A 20,671-nucleotide genomic window follows, 5' to 3' on the forward strand; every position below is an offset into this window, starting at 1 on the left:
CAGCCGTCCAAATCTGCTACCACCCGGTCATGACTGCACCCGACGCGACATCCGACCTCGCAGCGCCCGCCGCAAACCCCGAAGCGCCCAAGCCCGCCCCGACCTGGCGCGAGAGCATGGCCGTGTACCTGCAGCCACGCGTGTTGATCGTGCTGTTCCTCGGTTTCTCTTCGGGCCTGCCGCTGGCGCTGTCCGGCTCGACCTTGCAGATCTGGATGCGCGAGCTCGGCGTCGATCTCGGCACCATCGGGCTGTTCGCGCTCGTCGGCACGCCCTACACGCTGAAGTTCCTGTGGGCGCCGCTGGTCGATGCGCTGCACGTGCCGCTGCTCACCCGCGCGTTCGGACGGCGGCGTGGCTGGCTGGTGTTCGCGCAGATGCTGCTGATCGCGGCCATTCTGCTGCTGGGGTCAACCGACCCGGCGCATGCGCCGTTCATGGTGGCGCTGGCCGCGCTGCTGGTCGCCGCGACGTCGTCGACCCAGGACATCGTGGTCGACGCCTTCCGCGTCGAGAGCCTGCCGGAAAGCGAGCAGGCCGCCGGCATGGCGTCCTATGTCGCGGCCTACCGCATCGGCATGCTGGTCTCCACGGCCGGCGCGCTCGTCGTGGTCAGCGCGTTCGAGAACTCGGGGCTGACGCGGCCGTCGTCCTGGATGTGGGGCTACGTCGTCATGGCCGCCCTGGTGCTGATCGGCACGATCACGGCACTCGCCGCAACCGAGCCGGCGCAGTCGAAGCAGGCCGAAGCCGAGATGAGCGCCGACACCGCGCTCACCCGTGTGATGCATGCGGCCAGCGGCGCGTTCCTCGAATTCCTGGGACGGCGCGATGCGCTGGCCGCGCTCGCCTTCGTCGTTCTGTTCAAGTTCACCGACGCCTTCTCCGGCACCATGACCGCGCCCTTCGTGATCGATCTCGGCTTCACCAAGGTCGACTACGCCGCGATCGTGAAGGGCGTCGGCCTCGCCGCCACGCTCGCCGGCGGCTTTGCCGGCGGCTTCGTCGCGCGGCGCTATTCGCTCGCCACGAGCCTGTGGATCGGCGGTGTCGTACAGGCGCTGGCCAACCTGTCGTTCTCGTGGCTTGCAGTCGTCGGCGTCAATCAATGGGCGCTGGCGTTGGCGATCTCGGCGGAAAACTTCACCAGCGCGATCGGCACCGTGATCTTCGTCGCCTATCTCTCCGCGCTGTGCCAGAACCCGCTGCACACCGCGACCCAATACGCGCTGCTGACGGCGCTCGCCGCCGTCGGCCGCACCTATCTGTCGTCAGGCGCAGGCTACGTGGCGAAGGCGACCGGCTGGCCGGCATTCTTCGTCATCTGCGTGCTGGTCGCGATCCCGAGCCTCGTGCTGCTCGCCTGGCTGCAGCGGCGCGGGCATTTCGCGGCACTGGGGCCCGTAAAGGTATAGCTTCTCACCTCGTATAAGGCCGTCATCACCCGCGAGCCGGGCGATGACAGCGGAAATCATGACGCTGCATTCGCGTGAACACCGATAGCGGCTCTCAGCGCTTCACCAGGCTCCACTTGGTCACGACCGCCTCGCTGATCTGCCCCGCATCCTGGGCGCAGGCGATCTCGTCGACCTTCACGGCGATCTGCTTACCCAGGAACCCTTTCAACTGCGAGGCCTGCGCGGGGCTCGCGGTGATCAGCTGGAACGTCTCCGGGCCGGTCTCGAGATTGCACAGCCCGCCCGGTGGCGGCAGGCGGCGGGGCTCGCTGGTGATCTGATAGGCCGATGACGGCTGGCCGGGCTTGGCGCCCTTGACCTTCAGCGCGCTCAGCTCACCCGACAGCACGTCGCCGGCGTTGAGCGGCTTGCCCGCCTTCAGCGACGTCTCGCCCTGCTGCGCCAGGACGGATGGCGCCGCGAGCGCCACAAGAATCGCGCCCAAAGCCAGCCGTTTGCCGAATCCACGCTTCGTCATCATCTCACTTCCGTCTGTGCTTAGAACAAGGTCCGCTGCCGCATCGCGGCCGAGAGCGTGCCTTCGTCGAGATAGTCGAGTTCGCCGCCGACCGGCACGCCATGCGCCAGCCGCGTGACCTTGACGTTCGCCTCCTGCAGGAGGTCGGTGATGTAGTGCGCGGTGGTCTGACCATCGACCGTCGCGTTCAAGGCCAGGATGATCTCCTGCACCTCGGGCGCATGCGCACGCTGCACCAGCGCATCGATGGTGAGGTCCTGCGGGCCGACGCCGTCGAGCGGCGACAAGGTGCCGCCGAGTACGTGATAGCGACCGTTTGAGGCTTTTGCGCGCTCCAGCGCCCAGAGGTCGGCGACATCGGCGACGACCACAATCATCGCGGGATCGCGCCGCGGATCGGTGCACACCGTGCAGGGGCTCTGCGTGTCGATATTGCCGCAGGTCTTGCACACCTGGATGCGCTCGATCGCGACCTGCATCGCCGAGGCCAGCGGCACCATCAGCGCCTCGCGCTTCTTGATCAGATGCAGCGCGGCACGCCGCGCCGAGCGCGGCCCGAGGCCGGGCAGGCGCGCGAGCAGCTGGATCAGGCGCTCGATTTCAGGACCGGCGACGGCCATCAGATCACGACGATCATGAACTAACCAAAACCGAAGCCCGGCGGCAGGCCGAGCTTGCCGGTGATGGCCTGCATCTTCTCCTGCATCGCGGCTTCCGCCTTGCGGCGCGCGTCGCCATGTGCGGTGACCAGGAGATCCTCGAGGATCTCGGCCTCCTCCGGATTCAACAGCGACGGATCGATCTTGATGGACTTCACGTCCATCTTGGCGGTCATGCGCACGGCGACGAGGCCGCCGCCGGAGATGCCCTCGACCTCGATATTGCCGAGCTCCGCCTGCATCTCCTGCATCTTCGTTTGCAGCTGGGCCGCCTGTTTCATCATGCCGAGAAAATCAGCCATCGGAGCACCTCATCATCTGTCTTTTTTATTGAGCATGATCTTTCGGAAAACCGGTTCTTACTTTTCCGGATCAAGCTCTAGAAATCATCATCGTCCGATTCGTCCGGCGGCTCGACAGCACTGGCGTCGGATTCGGGCGGCTCGGGGGCGAGCCGGCGCACTTCGATCACCTTGGTACCCGGGAACCGTGCCAGGATCTCCTGCACGCGCGGGTCAGCCTCCGCCGCCGCCTCGCGCTCGCTCTTGGCGCGCAGGTTCTGCTCGCGCAGGGTCGCTTGGCCCTGCTCGTTTGAGACGATCACGGTCCAGCGCCGCCCCGTCCAGTCCTCCAGCTTGCGGCCGAGGTCGGAGACAAGCGATCGCTGCGCCGTGCGTTCCAGCGCAATCTCCAGACGCCCCTCCTCGAAGCGGACGAGCCGAACGTCCATCTCGAGCGCGCTCTTGGTGATCAGGTCGCGATTCTTGCCAGCAAGAGCGACGAGCTCCTGGAAGCTCGCGATCCGCAGCGCAGGCTGATCCTGCTGTGACGGTGACGGCTGCGATGACATCGCCTGAGGGCGCATCCCGCCGCCGACCGCGGCGAGCGTCGGGCCTTGCGGACGCGACGCCTGCACCGGCGGCGCTCCGGCACTCATGCTGGTTGCAGGACGCGGCGCTCCGCCGCCATTCGTGACAACCGGCGACCCGCCGCCATTCTGATCGATCATGCGAATGGCTTCGTCGGGCGTCGGCAGATCGGCTGCGTAGGCGATGCGCACCAGCACCATCTCGGCCGCGGCCGCCGGACGCGTCGCGCCCTGCGTCTCCGCAATGCCCTTCAGCAGCATCTGCCACATCCGCGACAGCACGCGCATCGACAGCTTGGTCGCGAAATCCCGCGCGCGCAGCCGCTCTGTCTCGCTGAACGCGACGTTGTCGGCTGTCACTGGCACCGCCTTCACGCGGGTGACGAAGTTCACGAACTCGGCGAGGTCCGACAGCACGACCACGGGATCGGCGCCGACATCGTATTGCTCGCGAAACTCCTTGAACGCGGCGGCGATGTCGCCGCTGGCAAGATGATGAAACAGGTCGATGACGCGGGTGCGGTCGGCAAGCCCCAGCATCTGCCGGACGTCGTCGGCGCGCACCTCGCCGGCACTGTGCGCGATCGCCTGGTCGAGCAGCGACAGCGAATCGCGCACCGAGCCTTCGGCGGCGCGCGCGATGATGCCGAGCGCCTCGGACTCGATCGTCACGCCCTCCTTGGTCGCGATGCCCTGGAGATGCTTCATCAGCACGTCGGCCTCGACCCGGCGCAGGTCGAAGCGCTGGCAGCGCGACAGCACCGTCACCGGCACTTTCCTGATCTCGGTGGTCGCGAACACGAACTTGGCGTGTTCCGGCGGCTCCTCCAAGGTCTTCAGGAAGGCGTTGAACGCCGCCGTCGACAGCATGTGGACTTCGTCGATGATGTAGACCTTGTAGCGCGCGCTGGCCGGCGCATAGCGCACGCTGTCATTAATCTGGCGGACGTCGTCGACGCCGGTGTGCGACGCCGCGTCCATCTCCAGGATGTCCATGTGCCGGCTTTCCATGATCGCCTGGCAATGGGTGCCGAGCACCGGCATGTGGATGGTCGGCCCCTTCACCGAGCCGTCGGGCAGCTCGTAATTCAGGGCGCGGGCAAGGATGCGGGCGGTGGTCGTCTTGCCGACGCCGCGGACGCCGGTGAGAATCCAGGCCTGCGGAATGCGGCCGGTCTCGAACGCGTTCGAGACCGTGCGCACGACGGCTTCCTGGCCAATCAGATCCGCGAAGCTGGAGGGGCGGTATTTGCGCGCCAGCACCCGGTAGGGCTTGGCGGGAGCGGCGGCGCTGTCGGGCGGAACGGATGGGGCGCCGGCGTCAGTCATCGAGCGATCCGCAAGTGAAACATTTCAGGCCGGCATCGATCGCGGTCGTCGACGCAATCAGCCTCGACGCGATCCACCGGAGCGCGGTCGAGCGCCCGCCTTGCGCGGGGTCCCCGCCATCTGTGCGCGATTCGCTCGAGAAAACAGGTAGGAGACTGACGAGCGACCCGATCCGGACCTCGTTAGGGCTGCTTCCTTCCGGACCTGACCCGGTTGGCGAGTGGCTCGTCCACCGCCAATCTCCCGCTGCCTATTTGGGGCCAAACGGACCGGAAAGCAAGCGCGAGCTTCGCCGGTCCGCTCCCCCGCCCTGCGGGCTTGTGCCACAGCTGGGAAAGGCTTTAGGTGCCGTCCAGCTCCCCGCATGACCGCCCCTGCCAGGAACCCCGCCGCATGCCCGAATCAGCCTGGTCGCTGCATCCGCAACTTGCGAAGGATACGATCGATATTGGCGACCTGCCGCTGTCGCGCGTGCTGGTGATCAAGGACGGCAATTTCCCCTGGCTGCTGCTGGTGCCGCGGCGCGAGGGCGCGGTCGAGATCATCGATCTCGACGAGGTCGCACAGGCGCAGCTGATGACCGAGATCACGCGGGTGTCGCGTGCCCTCAAGGAAATCACCAAATGCGACAAGCTCAATGTCGCGGCACTTGGCAACATGGTGCCGCAGCTGCATGTCCATGTCATCGCCCGCCGCACCACTGATGTGGCGTGGCCGCGCCCGGTCTGGGGCGTCGCACCACCTGTGCCGCACGATGCGCAGGAGGTGCAGCAATTCATCAGCGCCATCCGGCGCAAGATCTGGCTAGGGTGAGAGATGTCGCCATTCGACTTGTTTCCGCTGGGCAAGCCGGCCTTCGTCGGCCATCCGATCGAGCGCGCCGCGCATTTGCGCTTTCATGACGACAAGCTGCTCGCCTTCGAGAGCAAGCCGTCGACCCGGGCCTATGTCGTGCATCGCGATTCGCTGGTGCTGAAGCGGGACGGCGACCAGTTGCGCCCGCTGCTCTCGATCGACGAGGCGCTCGGTTTCGGCGCCAATCCGGGCACGATCTTCCTCGGGCTGCAGGACGGTGCGGCGGTGTTCGGCATGGGCATTTCGCCGGCCGCGGTCGAGAAGCTCGCGGGGCGCGAGGACGTGTCGGTCACCGAGCTGCGTGGCATCGCGATGCAGGGCGCGATCCCGGTCGACCAGCTGGCGACGATCGCGATGGCCAAGTCGATGGTCTCCTGGCATCAGCGCCACGGCTTCTGCGCCAATTGCGGCACCAAGACCGCGATGCGCGAGGGCGGCTGGAAGCGCGAATGCCCGAGCTGCAAGACCGAGCATTTCCCGCGCACCGACCCGGTCGTGATCTCGCTGGTCGCCTCGGGCGACAAGTGCCTGCTCGGCCGACAAAAGCAGTTTCCGGCCGGCATGTATTCCTGCCTCGCCGGCTTCGTCGAGGCGGCCGAGACGATCGAGGACGCGGTCCGCCGCGAGGTGTTCGAGGAATCCGGCATCCGCTGCACCGACGTCGCCTACTACATGACCCAGCCGTGGCCGTATCCGTCGTCGCTAATGATCGGCTGCAGCGCCCGGGCGCTGAACGAGTACATCGTCATTGACCGCGCCGAGCTCGAGGACGTCCGCTGGTTCAGCCGCGACGAGGCCCGGCTGATGCTCCAGCGGCAGCACCCGGATGGGCTGGCAGGCCCGCACCCGTTCGCCATTGCCCATCATCTGGTCGGGCGTTGGCTGAAGGACGAGGCCTAAAGGTAATTCAAGACCTCCGTACCCGGCGGGCGAGGCGGTACTTGGCGCCTCGGCCGTCCTGAACGGCCGATTCTTGCCATGGAACGTTTTTCTCTATATGAGGGTTTATCGACCTTCATATGGAACAAATTTCTCCATGACCGACGTCTCCGCCCAGGGCCCCGAAGCCAACCGCCGGCTCGACGCCATTGACCGCAAGATCCTGATGGTCCTGCAGGAGGATGCATCCCTGTCCGTCGCCGAGATCGGCGACCGGGTGGGGCTGTCGTCGACGCCGTGCTGGAAGCGCATCCAGCGGCTGGAGGCCGATGGCGTGATCCTGCGCCGGGTCGCGCTGGTCGATCAGAACAAGATCGGGCTCGGCATCTCCGTGTTCGTCTCGGTGGAGAGCGCCGACCATTCCGAGGCCTGGCTGAGGAAATTCGCCGAGGCCGTCAGCTCGATGCCGGAGGTGATGGAGTTCTATCGCATGGCCGGCGACGTCGACTACATGCTGCGCGTTGTGGTTGCGGACATGCAGAGCTATGACGTGTTCTACAAGAAGCTGATCAGCGCGGTGCCGTTGAAGAACGTCACCTCCCGCTTCGCGATGGAGAAGATCAAGTCGATCACCGTGCTGCCGGTGCCGCCGGTCTGATCGCCCCGTGATCGCGCCCCCCGCTCGCCTCATCGGCCGCCATGATCGCGGTTCGTCGGCACAGGACCGCAGGCGGCGAATGATCTCGACGGCCGCAACAAACTTCCGGGGACTGTTTACCATAACTTAGGCGGCGCCGCCTATCATACCTCCGATGGCGCCGCGTTCACCCGCTCCCTCGGCTCGTTTCGCATGGCTGAACGCCATCGTCCTGCTGCTTGGGAGCTTCGTCGCGGTCGCCTGGCTGACGCTGCAGGCACGTCCAGGCAATGAGATCGTCGCCGTGGCATTTCCGCCATGGTGGAGCGCGGAGGATGCGATGAACGCCGCAGCATCCGCCGATGCGGCCATCGTACGCACGACGTATCTTCCGACACTCCTGGTGTTGCGTCCCGGCCCCGTTGCGGGCTGGACGCGGCTGCGCGCAGCAGGAGCTTGGTTTGCCATTGATCCACAGGCGGTTGCCGCCTGTCTCACGGAATCGATCGGGACGCAGGGGGAACGGAAATGACGGACACGAACGCAGATCTTGCCGAGCTTCGCGAGATCACCAGCAAGGCTCTGATCACGCTGCTTTGGCTCCATGTTCCGATCGTTCTCATCGTCGGCCTCGCACGCGGGGGCGAGTGGCTGCTGCCGACGCTGACCATCGCAGTGCTGGCCGCGATCGCGACGATCTCCTGGCGGGCGACCGGGAGCGAATTGTCCACCCGTCTCACCGTCGCCGTCGCGCTGATGGTCACGGTGTCCGTGCTCGTCTACCAGATGTCGGGCCATGCGTGGCAGACCGACATGCACATGTACTTCTTCGCGATGCTGGCCTGCCTCATGGCCTATTGCGATTTCAGGCCGATCCTCATCGGCACGATCACGGTCGCGCTGCATCATCTGGTGCTCAATTTCATGCTGCCGGCGGCGGTCTATCCGGGCGGCAGCGACTTCGCCCGCGTCGTGCTGCATGCGGTGATCCTGCTGATCGAGGCCGGGGTCCTGATCGCGCTCGGCCACAAGCTGTCGCAGCTGTTCGAGACCACCGCCCGCAAGACGGCGGAGGCGGCGGCCGCCGGTGCGGCCGAGGCGCGCGCCAATGCCGAGCACGCTGAAATCGAACGACGCAGGAAGCTGGAGGGCGATGCGGCACGGCGCGAGCTTGCGACCGGCTTCGAGCGCAGGATCGGAGGCATCGTCGAGGCGGTTGCGGTCGCCGCAAACGAGATGCAGGGCCTGTCGACCTCGATGAGCCGCAGCAGTTCGGAAGCTGCGCGGCAGACCACGGCCGCGGCCCACGCCTCGCAGCAGGCCTCGAGCAATGTCGGAACGGTTGCTGCCGCGGCCGAAGAGCTGTCGGCGTCCATCAATGCCATTTCCCAGCAGGTCACCCGCTCCGCCGAAATCGCCGCGAAAGCGGCCGACGAGGCCCGCCGCACCAACACGGTGGTGGAGGGGCTCGCCTCCGGCACGCAGAAGATCGGCGAGGTCGTGACGCTGATCCAGACGATCGCCAGCCAGACCAATCTGCTCGCGCTCAACGCCACCATCGAAGCCGCTCGCGCCGGCGAGCATGGCAAGGGTTTCGCGGTCGTGGCAAGCGAGGTCAAGGCGCTCGCCAATCAGACGGCCAAGGCGACGGAGGAAATTTCCAGCCAGGTCCAGTCGATCCAGAACGCCACGGCGGATGCGGTCAGCGCCATTCAGCTCATCGGCGGAACGATCGCCGAGATCGACGGAATCTCCAAGGGCATCGCGAGCGCCGTGGAGCAGCAGGGCGAGGCCACGCGCGCCATCTCGGGCAACGTGCACCAGGCCGCTGACGGCACGCGCGAAGCGCACCTCAACATCCAGAACGTGGCGCATGCCTCCGACGAGACCGGCACCGCGGCGACGAAGCTGCTTGGCGCCGCCAACGGACTGACCTCGCAGTCCGACCGGCTGAAATCGGAGGTCGACCAGTTCTTGCGCTCGCTCAGCGCGGCGTGATGACGATCGAGCGCTCTCAGATCGTCTGGTTGTAGGCACCGACCTCGGGGTGCGTCCGCAGCACCTCGTTGACGGCCTCGAACATGTCGTGCATGCGCCGGTCGGAGACCGGGCTCTCCACCACGACGACGAGTTCCGGCTTGTTGGATGACGCCCGCACCAGGCCCCAGCTGCCGTCCGCGACGGTGACGCGCACGCCGTTGACGGTGACGAGATCGCGGATCGGCTGCCCCGCGACCTTGCCGCCCTGCTGCTGCAGCGCCTGGAAATGCTTCACCACGGCGTCGACGACACCGTATTTGACCTCGTCACCACAATGCGGCGACATGGTCGGCGACGACCACGTCTTCGGCAGCGCCTCCTTGAGGTCCGCCATCGACTTGCCCGGCGCGCGATCGAGCATCTCGCAGATCGCGATCGCCGAGACCAGGCCATCGTCATAGCCGCGGCCGAACGGGCGGTTGAAGAAGAAGTGGCCGGACTTCTCGAAGCCGGCGAGCGCACCGAGCTCGTTGGTGCGGCGCTTCATGTAGGAATGGCCGGTCTTCCAATAGGCGGTCTTGGCGCCCTGCGCCTGCAGCACGGGATCCGTCATGAACAGTCCCGTCGATTTCACGTCGACGACGAACTGCGCGTCCTTGTGAATCGCCGACATGTCGCGCGCCAGCATCACGCCGACCTTGTCGGCGAAGATCTCCTCGCCGGTGTTGTCGACCACGCCGCAGCGGTCGCCGTCGCCATCGAAGCCGAGGCCGACATCGGCCTTGTGCGCCAGCACGGCGTCACGGATGGCGTGCAGCATCTCCATGTCTTCGGGATTCGGATTGTACTTCGGGAAGGTGTGGTCGAGCTCGGTGTCGAGCGGGATCACTTCGCAGCCGATCGCCTCCAGCACTTGCGGCGCGAACGCGCCCGCCGTGCCGTTGCCGCAGGCGGCAACGACTTTCAACTTGCGCTTCAGCTTGGGACGGTTGGTGAGATCGGCGATGTAGCGCGCGGGATAATTTTCGTGGAACTGATAGGAGCCGCCGCCGGCGTTCTTGAACTCGGCGTTGAGCACGATCTCCTTCAGCCGGGTCATCTCCTCGGGGCCGAAGGTGAGCGGCCGGTTGGCGCCCATCTTCACTCCGGTCCAGCCATTGTCGTTGTGCGAGGCGGTGACCATGGCGACGCAGGGCACGTCGAGATCGAACTGCGCGAAATACGCCATCGGCGTCACCGCGAGGCCAATGTCGTGCACCTTGCAGCCGGCAGCCATCAGGCCCGAGATCAGCGCGTATTTGATCGAGGCGGAGTAGCCGCGGAAGTCGTGGCCGGTGACGATCTCTCGGCTGACGCCGCGTTCCGCGATCAGCGCGCCCAGCCCCATGCCGAGCGCCTGAACACCCATCAGGTTGATTTCTTTGTTGAACAGCCAGCGCGCGTCATATTCGCGGAAGCCCGTCGGCTTCACCATCGGCTCGGATTCAAAGGCATAGGTGTTGGGAACCAGGACGGCTTTCGGCTTGGGAAACATCAGCAGGGGCCTCGAAAAATCACATCAATGGAAGAATGGGGTCGTGCCTTGCACGACGTCATACAACAAAGGCAGATGAATGCAGGCAACAATCAGGCAGCGTGGCCCCGTCCTCGGAACCATCTGGCCTGCCGGTATATGGGGACAGTCAGCGCATCAGCCAAGATGCGGGCGATGGTGATTACTGCTCCAGCACCATCTGGCCGTTGGCGTAGGCGAAGCGCTTCAGCTTGGACAGGAACGACAGTCCGAGCAGGTTCTCCGACAGCGCGGTATCCGGCAGCACCAGCGCATCGACGTCGCGCACGGTGAGCTCGCCGAGCTCGACCATCGCGAGCCGGGCGCGCGCGGCCTTCACGGTGCCGTTCGCCGTCGTCACGTTGGCGGTGTAGTCGCTGCGGGCGGGGCGCAGGCCAAAGCGGGCGGCGGAGCTTTCGTTGAGCGCGACCATCGAGGCGCCGGTATCGACCATGAAGCTGATGCGCTGGCCGTCGATGCGGCCGTCGGCCCGGAAATGGCCGCGCCGGTCGGTCGAAATGCTGATGCTGCGCTGAGCTGAAGCCGTGTCCAAGGTGGCGGCGCGTGCCGCGGGCGTGGCGGACGCCGGCGCGGGCGTCAGGCGATCGGCCAGCTGTGCCATGAAGGTGCCGAGGCCGACGAGAACGGCCGCGAAGATCATTATGCTACGCATTACACAACGCCCGACTTTACCCCGCAACCGACTTGACCATGAAAGCCGCTGACGGGCGACTGAAGCGGAGCGGCTGCCGCTGTCATTTTGGCGAAAACGATGAGCGAAGCGTTAACGATGGCGATGCGGACGGTATAATTTGCACGAGCTACGTCCCGCGCGGCTTCGCTCGCCGGGTCGGCTGCGCGTTGGCCGGATCGTCGGGCCAGGGATGGCGGGGATAGCGGCCGCGCAAATCGGTGCGCACGGCGGCGTAGGAGCCGCGCCAGAAGCCCGGCAGATCGCGCGTCACCTGCACCGGCCGCTGCGCCGGCGACAGCAGCTCCAGCACCAGCGGCACCGCGCCCCGGGCGATCGAGGGGTGGATATTGAGCCCGAAGAGCTCCTGCAGCCGCACGGCAATGGTCGGTCCCTGCTCGGCCTCGTAGTCGATCGCCAGCATGGTGCCGGTCGGCGCCTCGAAATGCGTCGGCGCCTCCTTGTCGAGCCGGGCGCGGAGGTCCCAGGGCAGCAGTGCCATCACGGCATCGGAGACGTCGCCGGGCGAGACCTCCTTGAGCGAGGTCTTGTCGGCGAGCAGCGGCACCAGCCAATCCTCACGCCGCGCGATCAGGCCCGCATCCGACAGGTCCGGCCAGCTGTCGCCTTCCGCCTTACGCAGGAAGGTTACGCGGTCGCGCCATTGCTTGGCGGCCTTCGACCATGGCAGCCGGTCGAGCCCGGCCGCGCAGATGCCGTCTGCAAAGATGCGCGCGGTGTCTTCCGAGGGCGTGAGCGCCACCGGCGCATCGGCCATGACGATGGCGTGCAGCCTGCGCCGGCGCCGCGCCCGCAGTGCCAACGCATCTCGGTCGAAGCTGACCTCGTCCCTGGCTTCGATGTGAGCAGCGAAATGGCGCTCGATGTCCTCGATCGCGAGCGGCGCCGCCAGCAGGATGCGGCCGTTCGCCGCCGTGCCGGTGAGTTCGCCGACGGCAATATAGGGCACGCGGGCCAGCGACGAGGTCTGCTCGACGGCCGCGCCGCGGCCGTTGGCGAGCACGAAGCTGCCATTGCCGCGATTGCGCGCGACGCGGTCGGGGAAGGCGAGAGCGAGCATGACTCCGGTGCTCAAGTCGCTCACCACGTCGGAGGAAGCTGGCGACGACCCCACCTGCTGGACCCAACGCCGCGCCAAGTCGCGAGCGCTCTGGGCTCGCTGGGAACGATCGCGACGGAACTGATCGATCCGGACCTCGAGGTCGATGCTATCGCCGCCAAGCCCGCGTTCGGTCAGGATGGCGGCGATCTCGGCCGCCTCCTCGGTCATCGAATAATATTCGGAGTCGATGATCATCCGCGCCAGCCGCGGCGGCAGCGCCAGCGCCCGGAGTCGCCGGCCCTCGTCAGTCAGGCGGCCGTCGCCATCGAGGGCGCCGAGCTCGTTCAGGAGGTCGCGGGCCTCCTTCCAGGCGGGCTGTGGCGGCGGATCGAGGAAGCTCAGCGTCGCGGGATCACTGACGCCCCATTGGGCGAGGTCGAGCACCAGCGAGGACAGGTCGGCGCTCAGGATTTCCGGCTGGGTGTAGGCCGCGAGCGAGGCGGTCTGCGGCTCGTCCCACAGCCGGTAGCAGACCCCAGGCTCGGTGCGGCCGGCGCGGCCGCGGCGCTGGTCGACGGCGGCGCGCGAGGCCCGCACCGTCTCCAACCGGGTCAGGCCGATGTCCGGTTCGTAGCGTGGTACCCGGGCGAGGCCGGAATCGACCACGATGCGGACGCCTTCGATGGTCAGCGAGGTCTCCGCGATCGAGGTTGCCAGGACGACCTTGCGCTGCCCCTTGGGCGCCGGCGAGATGGCGCGATCCTGGACCGCGGCGTCGAGCGCGCCGAACAGCGGCACGATCTCGATCGCAGCGTCATGGACGCGCTCGGCGAGCATGGTTTGCGTCCGCCGGATCTCGGCGGCCCCGGGCAGGAACGCCAGCACCGAGCCGGCATCGGCCCGCAACGCGCTCGCGATCGTCTCGGCCATCTGGCGCTCGATCGGCGCATCCGGCTTGCGGCCAACATGACGGGTCTCGACCGGATAGGCGCGACCCTCGCTCTCGACCACCGGCGCATCGCCGAGCAGGCTCGCGACGCGGGCGCCATCCAGCGTCGCCGACATCACGAGAATGCGGAGATCCTCGCGCAGGCCCTGCTGCGCATCGCGCGCCAGCGCGAGGCCCAGATCGGCATCGAGCGAGCGCTCGTGGAATTCGTCGAACAGCACGGCGGCGACGCCGGTGAGTTCGGGATCGTCGAGGATCTGCCTCGTGAAGATGCCTTCGGTCACGACCTCGATGCGGGTCGCGCGCGACACCTTCGAGCCGAACCGGACGCGATAGCCGACGGTGTCGCCGGCGCGCCCACCGAGCGACTTCGCCATGCGCTCGGCGCTGGCGCGGGCCGCGATGCGTCGCGGCTCAAGCACGATGATCTTGTTATCCCCGACCCATGGCGCATCGCGCAGCGCCAGCGGCACGCGCGTGGTCTTGCCGGCGCCGGGGGGCGCCACCAGCACGGCCGTGTTGCTGCGCGCAAGCGTGCCGGACAATTCGTCCAGCACGGCATCGATGGGCAGCGGCGTGTCGAAGCGGAGGGGCACTGATGGGGCCGTGGACTATGCGACCCGTCTTCCGGGACGGGCCAATCTAGATACCGTGGTGAGATGATGAGATGCCTGCCGCGAATTCGATGCACCCTCTCCCCCTGTGGGAGAGGGTGGCGGACATGAGCGCAGCGAAATGGCCGCCGGGTGAGGGGTTCTTTCCGCGGAGACAGACCCCTCACCCGGCTCGCCGGCGCTTCCGCGCCAGCGATCCACCCTCTCCCACAAGGGGAGAGGGTGCACCGAGATCTGGATGAAGTATCTCGTCATCTCAACCAACAAAGAACGAAACGTCGTAAAACTAATTTCCCTTCACCGACGGCCTGCCGACACTTTCGTAGACGAAGCCGTGGGCGGCCATCTCGTCGGGTCGGTAGACGTTGCGCAGGTCGACCACGACGGGAGTGGCCATCACCTCCTTGAGGCGATCGAGGTCCATGGCCCGGTACTGCACCCATTCGGTGACCAGCACGATGGCGTCGGCACCCGTCGCGCAATCATAGGGATCGTCGTAATAGGCGATCTCGGGCAGCTCCTTCTTGGCCTGCTCGATGCCGACAGGATCATGCGCGCGCACCTTAGCGCCCATGTCGAGCAGACCCGTCACCAGCGGGATCGACGGCGCCTCGCGCATGTCGTCGGTCTCCGGCTTGAAGGTCAGGCCGAGCACCGCGACCGTCTTGCCGCGCAGATTGCCGCCGACGGCATGCGCGACCTTGCGCGCCATCGCGCGCTTGCGGTTGTCGTTGACGGCCAGCACGGATTCGACGATGCGCAATTGCGTGTCGTAGTCCTGCGCGATCTTGATCAGCGCGCGCGTATCCTTCGGGAAGCACGAGCCGCCGAAGCCAGGGCCCGCGTGCAGGAACTTCGAGCCGATGCGGTTGTCGAGACCGATGCCGCGCGCCACTTCCTGAACGTCGGCGCCGACCTTCTCGGCGAGATCGGCGACCTCGTTGATGAAGGTGATCTTGGTCGCGAGGAACGCGTTGGCGGCGTACTTGATCAGCTCGGCGGTGCGCCGCTCCGTGTACATGATCGGCGCCTGGTTCAGCGACAGCGGACGGTAGATGTCGCCGAGCGCCTTGCGGCCGCGCTCATCCCCCGTGCCGACGACGATGCGGTCCGGCCATTTGAAGTCGCGGATCGCAGCACCCTCGCGCAGGAATTCTGGATTGGAGGCGACCACGACGTCGGCCGCCGGATTGGTCTCGCGGATGATGCGCTCGACCTCGTCGCCGGTGCCGACCGGCACCGTCGATTTGGTCACGACCACGGTGAAGCCGGTCAGCGACGCCGCGATCTCGCGGGCGGCAGCATAGACGTAGGACAGGTCGGCATGGCCATCGCCGCGCCGCGACGGGGTGCCGACGGCGATGAAGACGGCATCGGCTTCGGCGACCGGCTGCTTGAGATCGGTGGTGAAGTCGAGTCGCTTGGCCTTCACATTGGTCGCGACCAGCGCATCCAGCCCGGGCTCGAAGATCGGGATTTCTCCGCGATGAAGCGCGGCGATCTTGCTTTCGTCCTTGTCGACACAAGTGACCTGATGGCCGAAATCGGCAAAGCAGGCACCGGACACCAGCCCCACATAGCCCGTGCCGATCATCGCAATTCGCATCGAAATCCATCCTTCGTGGTTAATACTTTCGCGTCTTAAACCATTTGCGGTCCAAGGGGAATTTAGAAAACGGCATGACGTTTGGATGACAGCAAGGAGTATTAACGGCTCTGCTCGATAATGCGGCAGCTCCGCGCCAGAGAGGGACATCATGACCGCGAATGGCACGCCGACAGCTGCCGGAACCGAGGCGCGTATCGACTGGGTCGACTACGCCAAGGGTATCTGCATCATCATGGTCGTGATGATGCACTCGGTGCTCGGCGTCGAGCTCGCCGCCGGCGAGACCGGCTTCATGCACGCTGTCGTCGCCTTCGCCAAGCCGTTTCGGATGCCCGATTTCTTCCTGATTTCGGGCTTGTTTCTGCCACTGGTGATCAATCGTGACTGGCGTACCTATCTCGACCGCAAGGTCGTCCACTTCGCCTATTTCTACGTGCTCTGGGTGACGATCCAGTTCGGCTTCAAGGCGCCCGGCTTCGCCGCGGCGAGCAGCTGGCCGCATGCCGGCTACCTGTATCTGGAATCCTTCATCGAGCCGTTCGGCACGCTGTGGTTCATCTATCTGCTGCCGATCTTCTTCGTGGTCATCAAGCTGACGCGAAAGGCGCCGGCGCCGATGATCTGGGGCATGGCCGCGGGCCTGGAGATGGCGCACATCGTCACCGGCTGGACCGTGATCGACGAGTTCTGCGCCCGCTTCGTCTACATCTACTCGGGCTATCTGTTCGCCTCTCATATCTTCGCGCTCTCCGAGCGCGCGCGGTCCCAGCCTCTGCTCGCGGTCGCCGGCCTGCTCGCCTGGGCGGTGATCAATCAAGGTCTCGTCAGTCTCGGCGTGAGCGAATGGCCGGCGATCTCGTTGCTGCTCGGCTATGCCGGCGCGGTTGCCATTATCATTGCCGGCACGCTGCTCGCCCGCGCGCAACTGCTCAACGCGCTCAAGTTCTGCGGCGAGCATTCGATCGTGATCTATCTCGCCTTCTTCCTGCCGATGGCCGCGACCCGCGCCTTGCTGCTGAAGACGGCGATCATCACCGACATCGGCACGATTTCGCTGCTCGTGACCGTCGCCGGCGTGCTCGGCGCCCTCGCGATCTGGCGCCTCGCGCTCCTTGTCGGCGCGCGCTTCCTGTTCGAACGCCCGATCGCATTCTGGATCGCGCCGCCGAAGCGGCGTCCGGCGTTGCAGCCGGCAGAGTAGCGCCACCCTCAGTGTCGTCCCGGGCGAAGACCCGGGACCCATAACCACCGTCCCCTGTGTTGGGCATGCTGTGGCTCCAGCCTGCCACCTCATCACCGCCTGGGAGTATGGATCCCGGGTCGGCGCCCCGCCGCCGCTTCGCGCCGTCTTGGCTTGCCCGGGACGTCAGCGGAGTTTGTGGCGCCGACCGCGCGCTACAGGGCCGTCGATTTGCGTGGGGAACGCAGAGGAATCTACCGTTCCGAGGGTGTCAATCCGGTCCAAATTCCCTACATTGCGGCCATGCCCAAAGCTCCCCAGAAAGCCGCCGTCACGCCCGCCGCTCCTGCGCCTGCCGCCGCCAAGGCTGCTGCCAAAGGCGACCATGTGTTCCTGGTCGACGGCTCGTCCTACATCTTCCGCGCCTATCACGCACTGCCGCCGTTGAACCGCAAGTCCGACGGCTTGAACGTCAATGCCGTGCTCGGCTTCTGCAACATGCTGTGGAAGCTGTTGCGCGACATGCCCGAGACCGACCGGCCGACGCATCTGGCGATCGTGTTCGACAAGTCCGAGGTCACGTTCCGCAACAGGATCTATGCCGACTACAAGGCGCACCGGCCACCGGCACCGGATGACCTGATCCCGCAATTCGCGCTGATCCGCCAGGCCGTACGCGCCTTCGACCTGCCCTGCCTGGAGCAGGGCGGCTTCGAGGCCGACGACCTGATCGCGACCTATGCGCGGCTCGCCTGCGAGCGCGGCGCCACCACCACCATCGTCTCCTCCGACAAGGACCTGATGCAGCTCGTCAACGACTGCGTCACGATGTACGACACCATGAAGGATCGCCGCATCGGCATCGCCGAGGTGGTCGAGAAGTTCGGCGTGCCGCCGGAGAAGGTCGTCGAGGTGCAGGCGCTGGCCGGCGATTCCACCGACAACGTGCCGGGCGTGCCCGGCATCGGCATCAAGACCGCCGCGCAGCTGATCAACGACTATGGCGACCTCGAAAGCCTGCTGACGCGCGCGACCGAGATCAAGCAGCCGAAGCGGCGCGAGGCGCTGATCGAGAATGCCGAGAAGGCGCGGATCTCGCGCCAGCTGGTGCTGCTCGACGACAAGGTCGCGCTCGAGGTGCCGCTCGACGATCTCGCCGTCCACGAGCCCGATCCGCGCAAGCTGATCGCGTTCCTCAAGGCGATGGAGTTCTCGACGCTGACGCGCCGCGTCGCCGACTATTCGCAGATCGATCCTTCGGATGTGACCGCGGATGCCCAGCTGAAGAGCGGCGCTGCAACGGCCGCACCCCCGCCCGCCGCTGCAAGCGTTGGAGCAAGCGCATCCAGCAAGCCGGCGGCTGCTCCTCGCAGCGGCGATCCGCGGATCGACAAGTCCGCCATGGGCAAGGGCACACCCGCTGGTCTCGCCGAGTCCAGGGCCGAAGCGGCGAAGAGCGCGCGCATCGATCGCGACAAGTACCAGACGCTGCGGACCCTGCCCGAGTTGAAAGCCTGGCTGGCGCGCGCGCACGAGTTCGGCCGGATCACCCTCGAAGTCAAGGCCAGCTCGATCGACCCGATGCAGGCGAGCCTCTGCGGCATCGCCCTTGCGCTGGCGCCGAACGATTCCTGCTACATCCCGCTGGCGCATCGCCAGGCCGGCGATGGCGGTGGCCTGTTCGATGCCGGTCTGGCGCCCGACCAGATCAAGGAGAGCGATGCGCTCGCCGCGCTGCAGCCGGTCCTCGAATCCGCCGGGCTCACGAAGATCGGCTACAACATCAAGTTCATCGCGGTTCTGCTGGCGCAACACGGCATCACGCTTCAGAACGTCGACGACATCCTGCTGATGAGCTACGCGCTCGACGCCGGGCGCGGCTCGCACAAGCTCGATTCGCTGGCCGAGCACGTGCTCGGCCACGCCGTCCTCAGCGAAAGCGAGCTGATCGGCAGCGGCAAGAACAAGCTGACGTTCGAGCAGGTCGCGATCGACCGCGCCACGGCGCATGCGGCTGAAGCGGCCGATGTCATTCATCGCGTCTGGCGCGTGTTGAAGCCGCGCCTCGTCGCCGAGCGCATGACCGCCGTGTACGAGACCTTGGAGCGGCCGCTGGTGGCGGTGCTGGCGCGCATGGAGCGGCGCGGCATCTCGATCGATCGCCAGGTGCTGTCGCGCCTCTCCGGCGATTTCGCCCAGACGGCGGCGCGCGTCGAGGCCGAGCTGCAGGAGCTGGCTGGCGAGCCGATCAATGTCGGCAGCCCCAAGCAGATCGGCGACATCCTGTTCGGCAAGATGGGCCTGTCGGGCGGCACCAAGACCAAGACGGGCGCGTGGTCGACCTCCGCGTCTGTTCTCGATGACCTCGCCGAGCAGGGCAATGATTTCGCGCGCAAGATCCTGGAATGGCGCCAGGTGTCGAAGCTGAAATCGACCTACACCGACGCGCTGCCGACCTACGTCAACCCGCAGACGCACCGCGTGCACACCACCTACGCGCTGGCCGCGACGACCACCGGCCGGCTGTCGTCGAACGAGCCGAACCTGCAGAACATCCCGGTGCGCACCGAGGACGGCCGCAAGATTCGCCGCGCCTTCATCGCCACGCCGGGCCACAAGCTGGTATCGGCCGACTACTCGCAGATCGAGCTGCGGCTGCTGGCCGAGATCGCCGACATTCCGGTGCTGAAGCAGGCGTTCAAGGATGGCCTCGACATTCACGCGATGACCGCGTCGGAGATGTTCGGCGTGCCGATCAAGGACATGCCGAGCGAGGTGCGCCGCCGCGCCAAGGCGATCAATTTCGGCATCATCTACGGCATCTCCGCGTTCGGCCTCGCCAACCAGCTCGGCATCGCCCGCGAAGAGGCCTCGGCCTACATCAAGCGTTATTTCGAGCGCTTCCCGGGCATTCGTGCCTACATGGACGAGACCCGCGAATTCTGCCGCAAGAACGGCTATGTCGTCACGCTGTTCGGCCGCAAGTGCCACTACCCGGAGATCAAGGCGTCCAACGCCTCCGTGCGCGCCTTCAACGAGCGCGCCGCGATTAACGCACGATTGCAGGGGACTGCTGCCGACATCATCCGCCGCGCCATGACGCGGGTGGAGGAGGCGCTGGCGCAAAAGAAGCTGTCGGCGCAGATGCTGCTGCAAGTGCATGACGAACTGATCTTCGAGGTCCCCGACGACGAGGTCGCCGCCACCTTGCCGGTGGTGCAGCACGTCATGCAGGACGCCCCGTTCCCCGCCGTGCTGCTCTCGGTGCCTCTGCACGTCGACGCCCGCGCTGCCAATAACTGGGACGAGGCGCATTGAGCGGCAGACGATGAGCTCGTTCATTACCGCGAACTGGCTCATGATCGCGCATCGCATTCAACGACCACCACTGTCGTCCCGGGCAAGCCCTGAGTAGCGCGAAGCGATGCTCGGGGCGCCGACCCGGGACCCATACCCCCAGGGAGCGGTTTGAGGCGCGCTGGTCATTGGCTTTTTGCCCAACGCGACTGCTGCGGCGTATGGGTCCCGGATCGGCGCCGCGCCGCGCTATCGCGCGTCGAGGCTTGTCCGGGACGACGGCGGTGGGTGGGGCGCGAGCGCCGATCAAACAGCTCAGCTCTATCGGGTGGGCAAAGGCGCGCCCATCCGAGCGCTCGTGTCGCCGAGCCATCCCGCGCCGTGCCACCGTTGCCACCGTCGGCGCGGATGCGCGGGGGGCACGCGACCGCCCTGCAGGCGGCTGCTTTGCCTACCCTACGGCCGCTTCCATTCTGCTTCACATCTCAAACAGCGATCGACATGGGGACGCAGTCTCGCGGCGTAGCACGCCCGAGGTCTGCGATCAGTTTGTCCCTCTTATGAGTGCAGAGGG

At 66.4% G+C, this 20,671-nt stretch carries 15 protein-coding genes and 1 other RNA gene; 7 read left to right on the plus strand and 9 right to left on the minus strand.

The features are described 5' to 3' along the window. Window positions 1–29 precede the first annotated feature (29 nt). Window positions 30–1,415 carry an AmpG family muropeptide MFS transporter gene (locus ACQR07_RS21520; RefSeq protein WP_434904166.1) on the plus strand — a complete coding sequence of 462 codons (1,386 nt, stop codon included), beginning with the start codon at window positions 30–32 and terminating at the stop codon, window positions 1,413–1,415. Window positions 1,416–1,509: 94 nt separating this feature from the next. Here the strand turns inward: ACQR07_RS21520 and ACQR07_RS21525 are convergent, their stop codons facing one another. The 5 genes from ACQR07_RS21525 to ffs form a co-directional block, all read right to left on the minus strand. Further along, a complete protein-coding gene (locus ACQR07_RS21525) occupies window positions 1,510–1,935 on the minus strand; it encodes a hypothetical protein (protein WP_434904167.1) in 426 nt (141 codons plus the stop codon). A gap of 20 nt (window positions 1,936–1,955) precedes the next feature. Then, window positions 1,956–2,555: a recombination mediator RecR gene (gene recR / locus ACQR07_RS21530; protein ID WP_231318362.1), complete on the minus strand. Its 600-nt coding sequence runs from the start codon at window positions 2,553–2,555 to the stop codon at window positions 1,956–1,958. A gap of 20 nt (window positions 2,556–2,575) precedes the next feature. Further along, a complete protein-coding gene (locus ACQR07_RS21535) occupies window positions 2,576–2,896 on the minus strand; it encodes a YbaB/EbfC family nucleoid-associated protein (protein ID WP_434904168.1) in 321 nt (106 codons plus the stop codon). A 77-nt stretch (window positions 2,897–2,973) separates the two neighbouring features. Then, a complete protein-coding gene (locus ACQR07_RS21540) occupies window positions 2,974–4,791 on the minus strand; it encodes a DNA polymerase III subunit gamma/tau (protein WP_434904169.1) in 1,818 nt (605 codons plus the stop codon). Window positions 4,792–4,938: 147 nt separating this feature from the next. After that, window positions 4,939–5,035: signal recognition particle sRNA small type (gene ffs / locus ACQR07_RS21545), an RNA gene on the minus strand. Window positions 5,036–5,184: 149 nt separating this feature from the next. Between ffs and ACQR07_RS21550 the strand changes: the two genes are divergently transcribed. From ACQR07_RS21550 to ACQR07_RS21565, 4 genes are all read left to right on the plus strand, one after another. Then, window positions 5,185–5,604, plus strand: coding sequence for an HIT family protein (locus ACQR07_RS21550; RefSeq protein WP_434904170.1), 420 nt, complete (start codon window positions 5,185–5,187; stop codon window positions 5,602–5,604). A 3-nt stretch (window positions 5,605–5,607) separates the two neighbouring features. Further along, complete coding sequence (gene nudC, locus ACQR07_RS21555) at window positions 5,608–6,546, plus strand: NAD(+) diphosphatase (RefSeq protein WP_434904171.1); 939 nt, start codon at window positions 5,608–5,610, stop codon at window positions 6,544–6,546. 136 nt (window positions 6,547–6,682) lie between these two features. Further along, window positions 6,683–7,183, plus strand: coding sequence for an Lrp/AsnC family transcriptional regulator (locus tag ACQR07_RS21560; protein ID WP_434865404.1), 501 nt, complete (start codon window positions 6,683–6,685; stop codon window positions 7,181–7,183). Window positions 7,184–7,690: 507 nt separating this feature from the next. Then, window positions 7,691–9,160, plus strand: a complete 1,470-nt coding sequence (locus ACQR07_RS21565) for a methyl-accepting chemotaxis protein (protein ID WP_434904172.1) — start codon at window positions 7,691–7,693, stop codon at window positions 9,158–9,160. A 16-nt stretch (window positions 9,161–9,176) separates the two neighbouring features. Here ACQR07_RS21565 and ACQR07_RS21570 read toward each other — a convergent pair whose 3' ends face one another. The 4 genes from ACQR07_RS21570 to ACQR07_RS21585 form a co-directional block, all read right to left on the minus strand. Next, the gene (locus ACQR07_RS21570) at window positions 9,177–10,676 is read right to left on the minus strand and encodes a phosphomannomutase/phosphoglucomutase (protein ID WP_434904173.1); all 1,500 of its coding nucleotides are present in this window, start codon (window positions 10,674–10,676) and stop codon (window positions 9,177–9,179) included. 181 nt (window positions 10,677–10,857) lie between these two features. Then, a complete protein-coding gene (locus tag ACQR07_RS21575; protein ID WP_434904193.1) occupies window positions 10,858–11,355 on the minus strand; it encodes a TIGR02281 family clan AA aspartic protease in 498 nt (165 codons plus the stop codon). A gap of 160 nt (window positions 11,356–11,515) precedes the next feature. After that, window positions 11,516–13,993 carry an ATP-dependent helicase HrpB gene (hrpB, locus tag ACQR07_RS21580; RefSeq protein WP_434904174.1) on the minus strand — a complete coding sequence of 826 codons (2,478 nt, stop codon included), beginning with the start codon at window positions 13,991–13,993 and terminating at the stop codon, window positions 11,516–11,518. 304 nt (window positions 13,994–14,297) lie between these two features. Then, window positions 14,298–15,617: a UDP-glucose dehydrogenase family protein gene (locus ACQR07_RS21585; protein WP_434904175.1), complete on the minus strand. Its 1,320-nt coding sequence runs from the start codon at window positions 15,615–15,617 to the stop codon at window positions 14,298–14,300. Between the two features lie 151 nt (window positions 15,618–15,768). Between ACQR07_RS21585 and ACQR07_RS21590 the strand changes: the two genes are divergently transcribed. Together ACQR07_RS21590 and polA are read left to right on the plus strand one after the other, a co-directional pair. Beyond that, window positions 15,769–16,821, plus strand: a complete 1,053-nt coding sequence (locus ACQR07_RS21590; protein ID WP_434904176.1) for an acyltransferase family protein — start codon at window positions 15,769–15,771, stop codon at window positions 16,819–16,821. A 282-nt stretch (window positions 16,822–17,103) separates the two neighbouring features. After that, window positions 17,104–20,118 carry a DNA polymerase I gene (gene polA / locus ACQR07_RS21595; RefSeq protein WP_434904177.1) on the plus strand — a complete coding sequence of 1,005 codons (3,015 nt, stop codon included), beginning with the start codon at window positions 17,104–17,106 and terminating at the stop codon, window positions 20,116–20,118. Window positions 20,119–20,671 lie beyond the last annotated feature (553 nt).

The organism is Bradyrhizobium sp. HKCCYLS20291, from assembly GCF_051167715.1.
Taxonomy (GTDB): domain Bacteria; phylum Pseudomonadota; class Alphaproteobacteria; order Rhizobiales; family Xanthobacteraceae; genus Bradyrhizobium.

Coding starts and splice junctions, on each gene's coding strand:
- ACQR07_RS21565 (WP_434904172.1), top strand. CDS start 7,691: ATGACGGACACGAACGCAGATCTTGCCGAGCTTCGCGAGATCACCAGC.
- ACQR07_RS21575 (WP_434904193.1), bottom strand. CDS start 11,355: ATGATCTTCGCGGCCGTTCTCGTCGGCCTCGGCACCTTCATGGCACAG.
- ACQR07_RS21550 (WP_434904170.1), top strand. CDS start 5,185: ATGCCCGAATCAGCCTGGTCGCTGCATCCGCAACTTGCGAAGGATACG.
- ACQR07_RS21525 (WP_434904167.1), bottom strand. CDS start 1,935: ATGACGAAGCGTGGATTCGGCAAACGGCTGGCTTTGGGCGCGATTCTT.
- ACQR07_RS21535 (WP_434904168.1), bottom strand. CDS start 2,896: ATGGCTGATTTTCTCGGCATGATGAAACAGGCGGCCCAGCTGCAAACG.
- ACQR07_RS21560 (WP_434865404.1), top strand. CDS start 6,683: ATGACCGACGTCTCCGCCCAGGGCCCCGAAGCCAACCGCCGGCTCGAC.
- recR (WP_231318362.1), bottom strand. CDS start 2,555: ATGGCCGTCGCCGGTCCTGAAATCGAGCGCCTGATCCAGCTGCTCGCG.
- nudC (WP_434904171.1), top strand. CDS start 5,608: ATGTCGCCATTCGACTTGTTTCCGCTGGGCAAGCCGGCCTTCGTCGGC.
- ACQR07_RS21540 (WP_434904169.1), bottom strand. CDS start 4,791: ATGACTGACGCCGGCGCCCCATCCGTTCCGCCCGACAGCGCCGCCGCT.
- ACQR07_RS21570 (WP_434904173.1), bottom strand. CDS start 10,676: ATGTTTCCCAAGCCGAAAGCCGTCCTGGTTCCCAACACCTATGCCTTT.
- ACQR07_RS21520 (WP_434904166.1), top strand. CDS start 30: ATGACTGCACCCGACGCGACATCCGACCTCGCAGCGCCCGCCGCAAAC.
- ACQR07_RS21585 (WP_434904175.1), bottom strand. CDS start 15,617: ATGCGAATTGCGATGATCGGCACGGGCTATGTGGGGCTGGTGTCCGGT.
- polA (WP_434904177.1), top strand. CDS start 17,104: ATGCCCAAAGCTCCCCAGAAAGCCGCCGTCACGCCCGCCGCTCCTGCG.
- ACQR07_RS21590 (WP_434904176.1), top strand. CDS start 15,769: ATGACCGCGAATGGCACGCCGACAGCTGCCGGAACCGAGGCGCGTATC.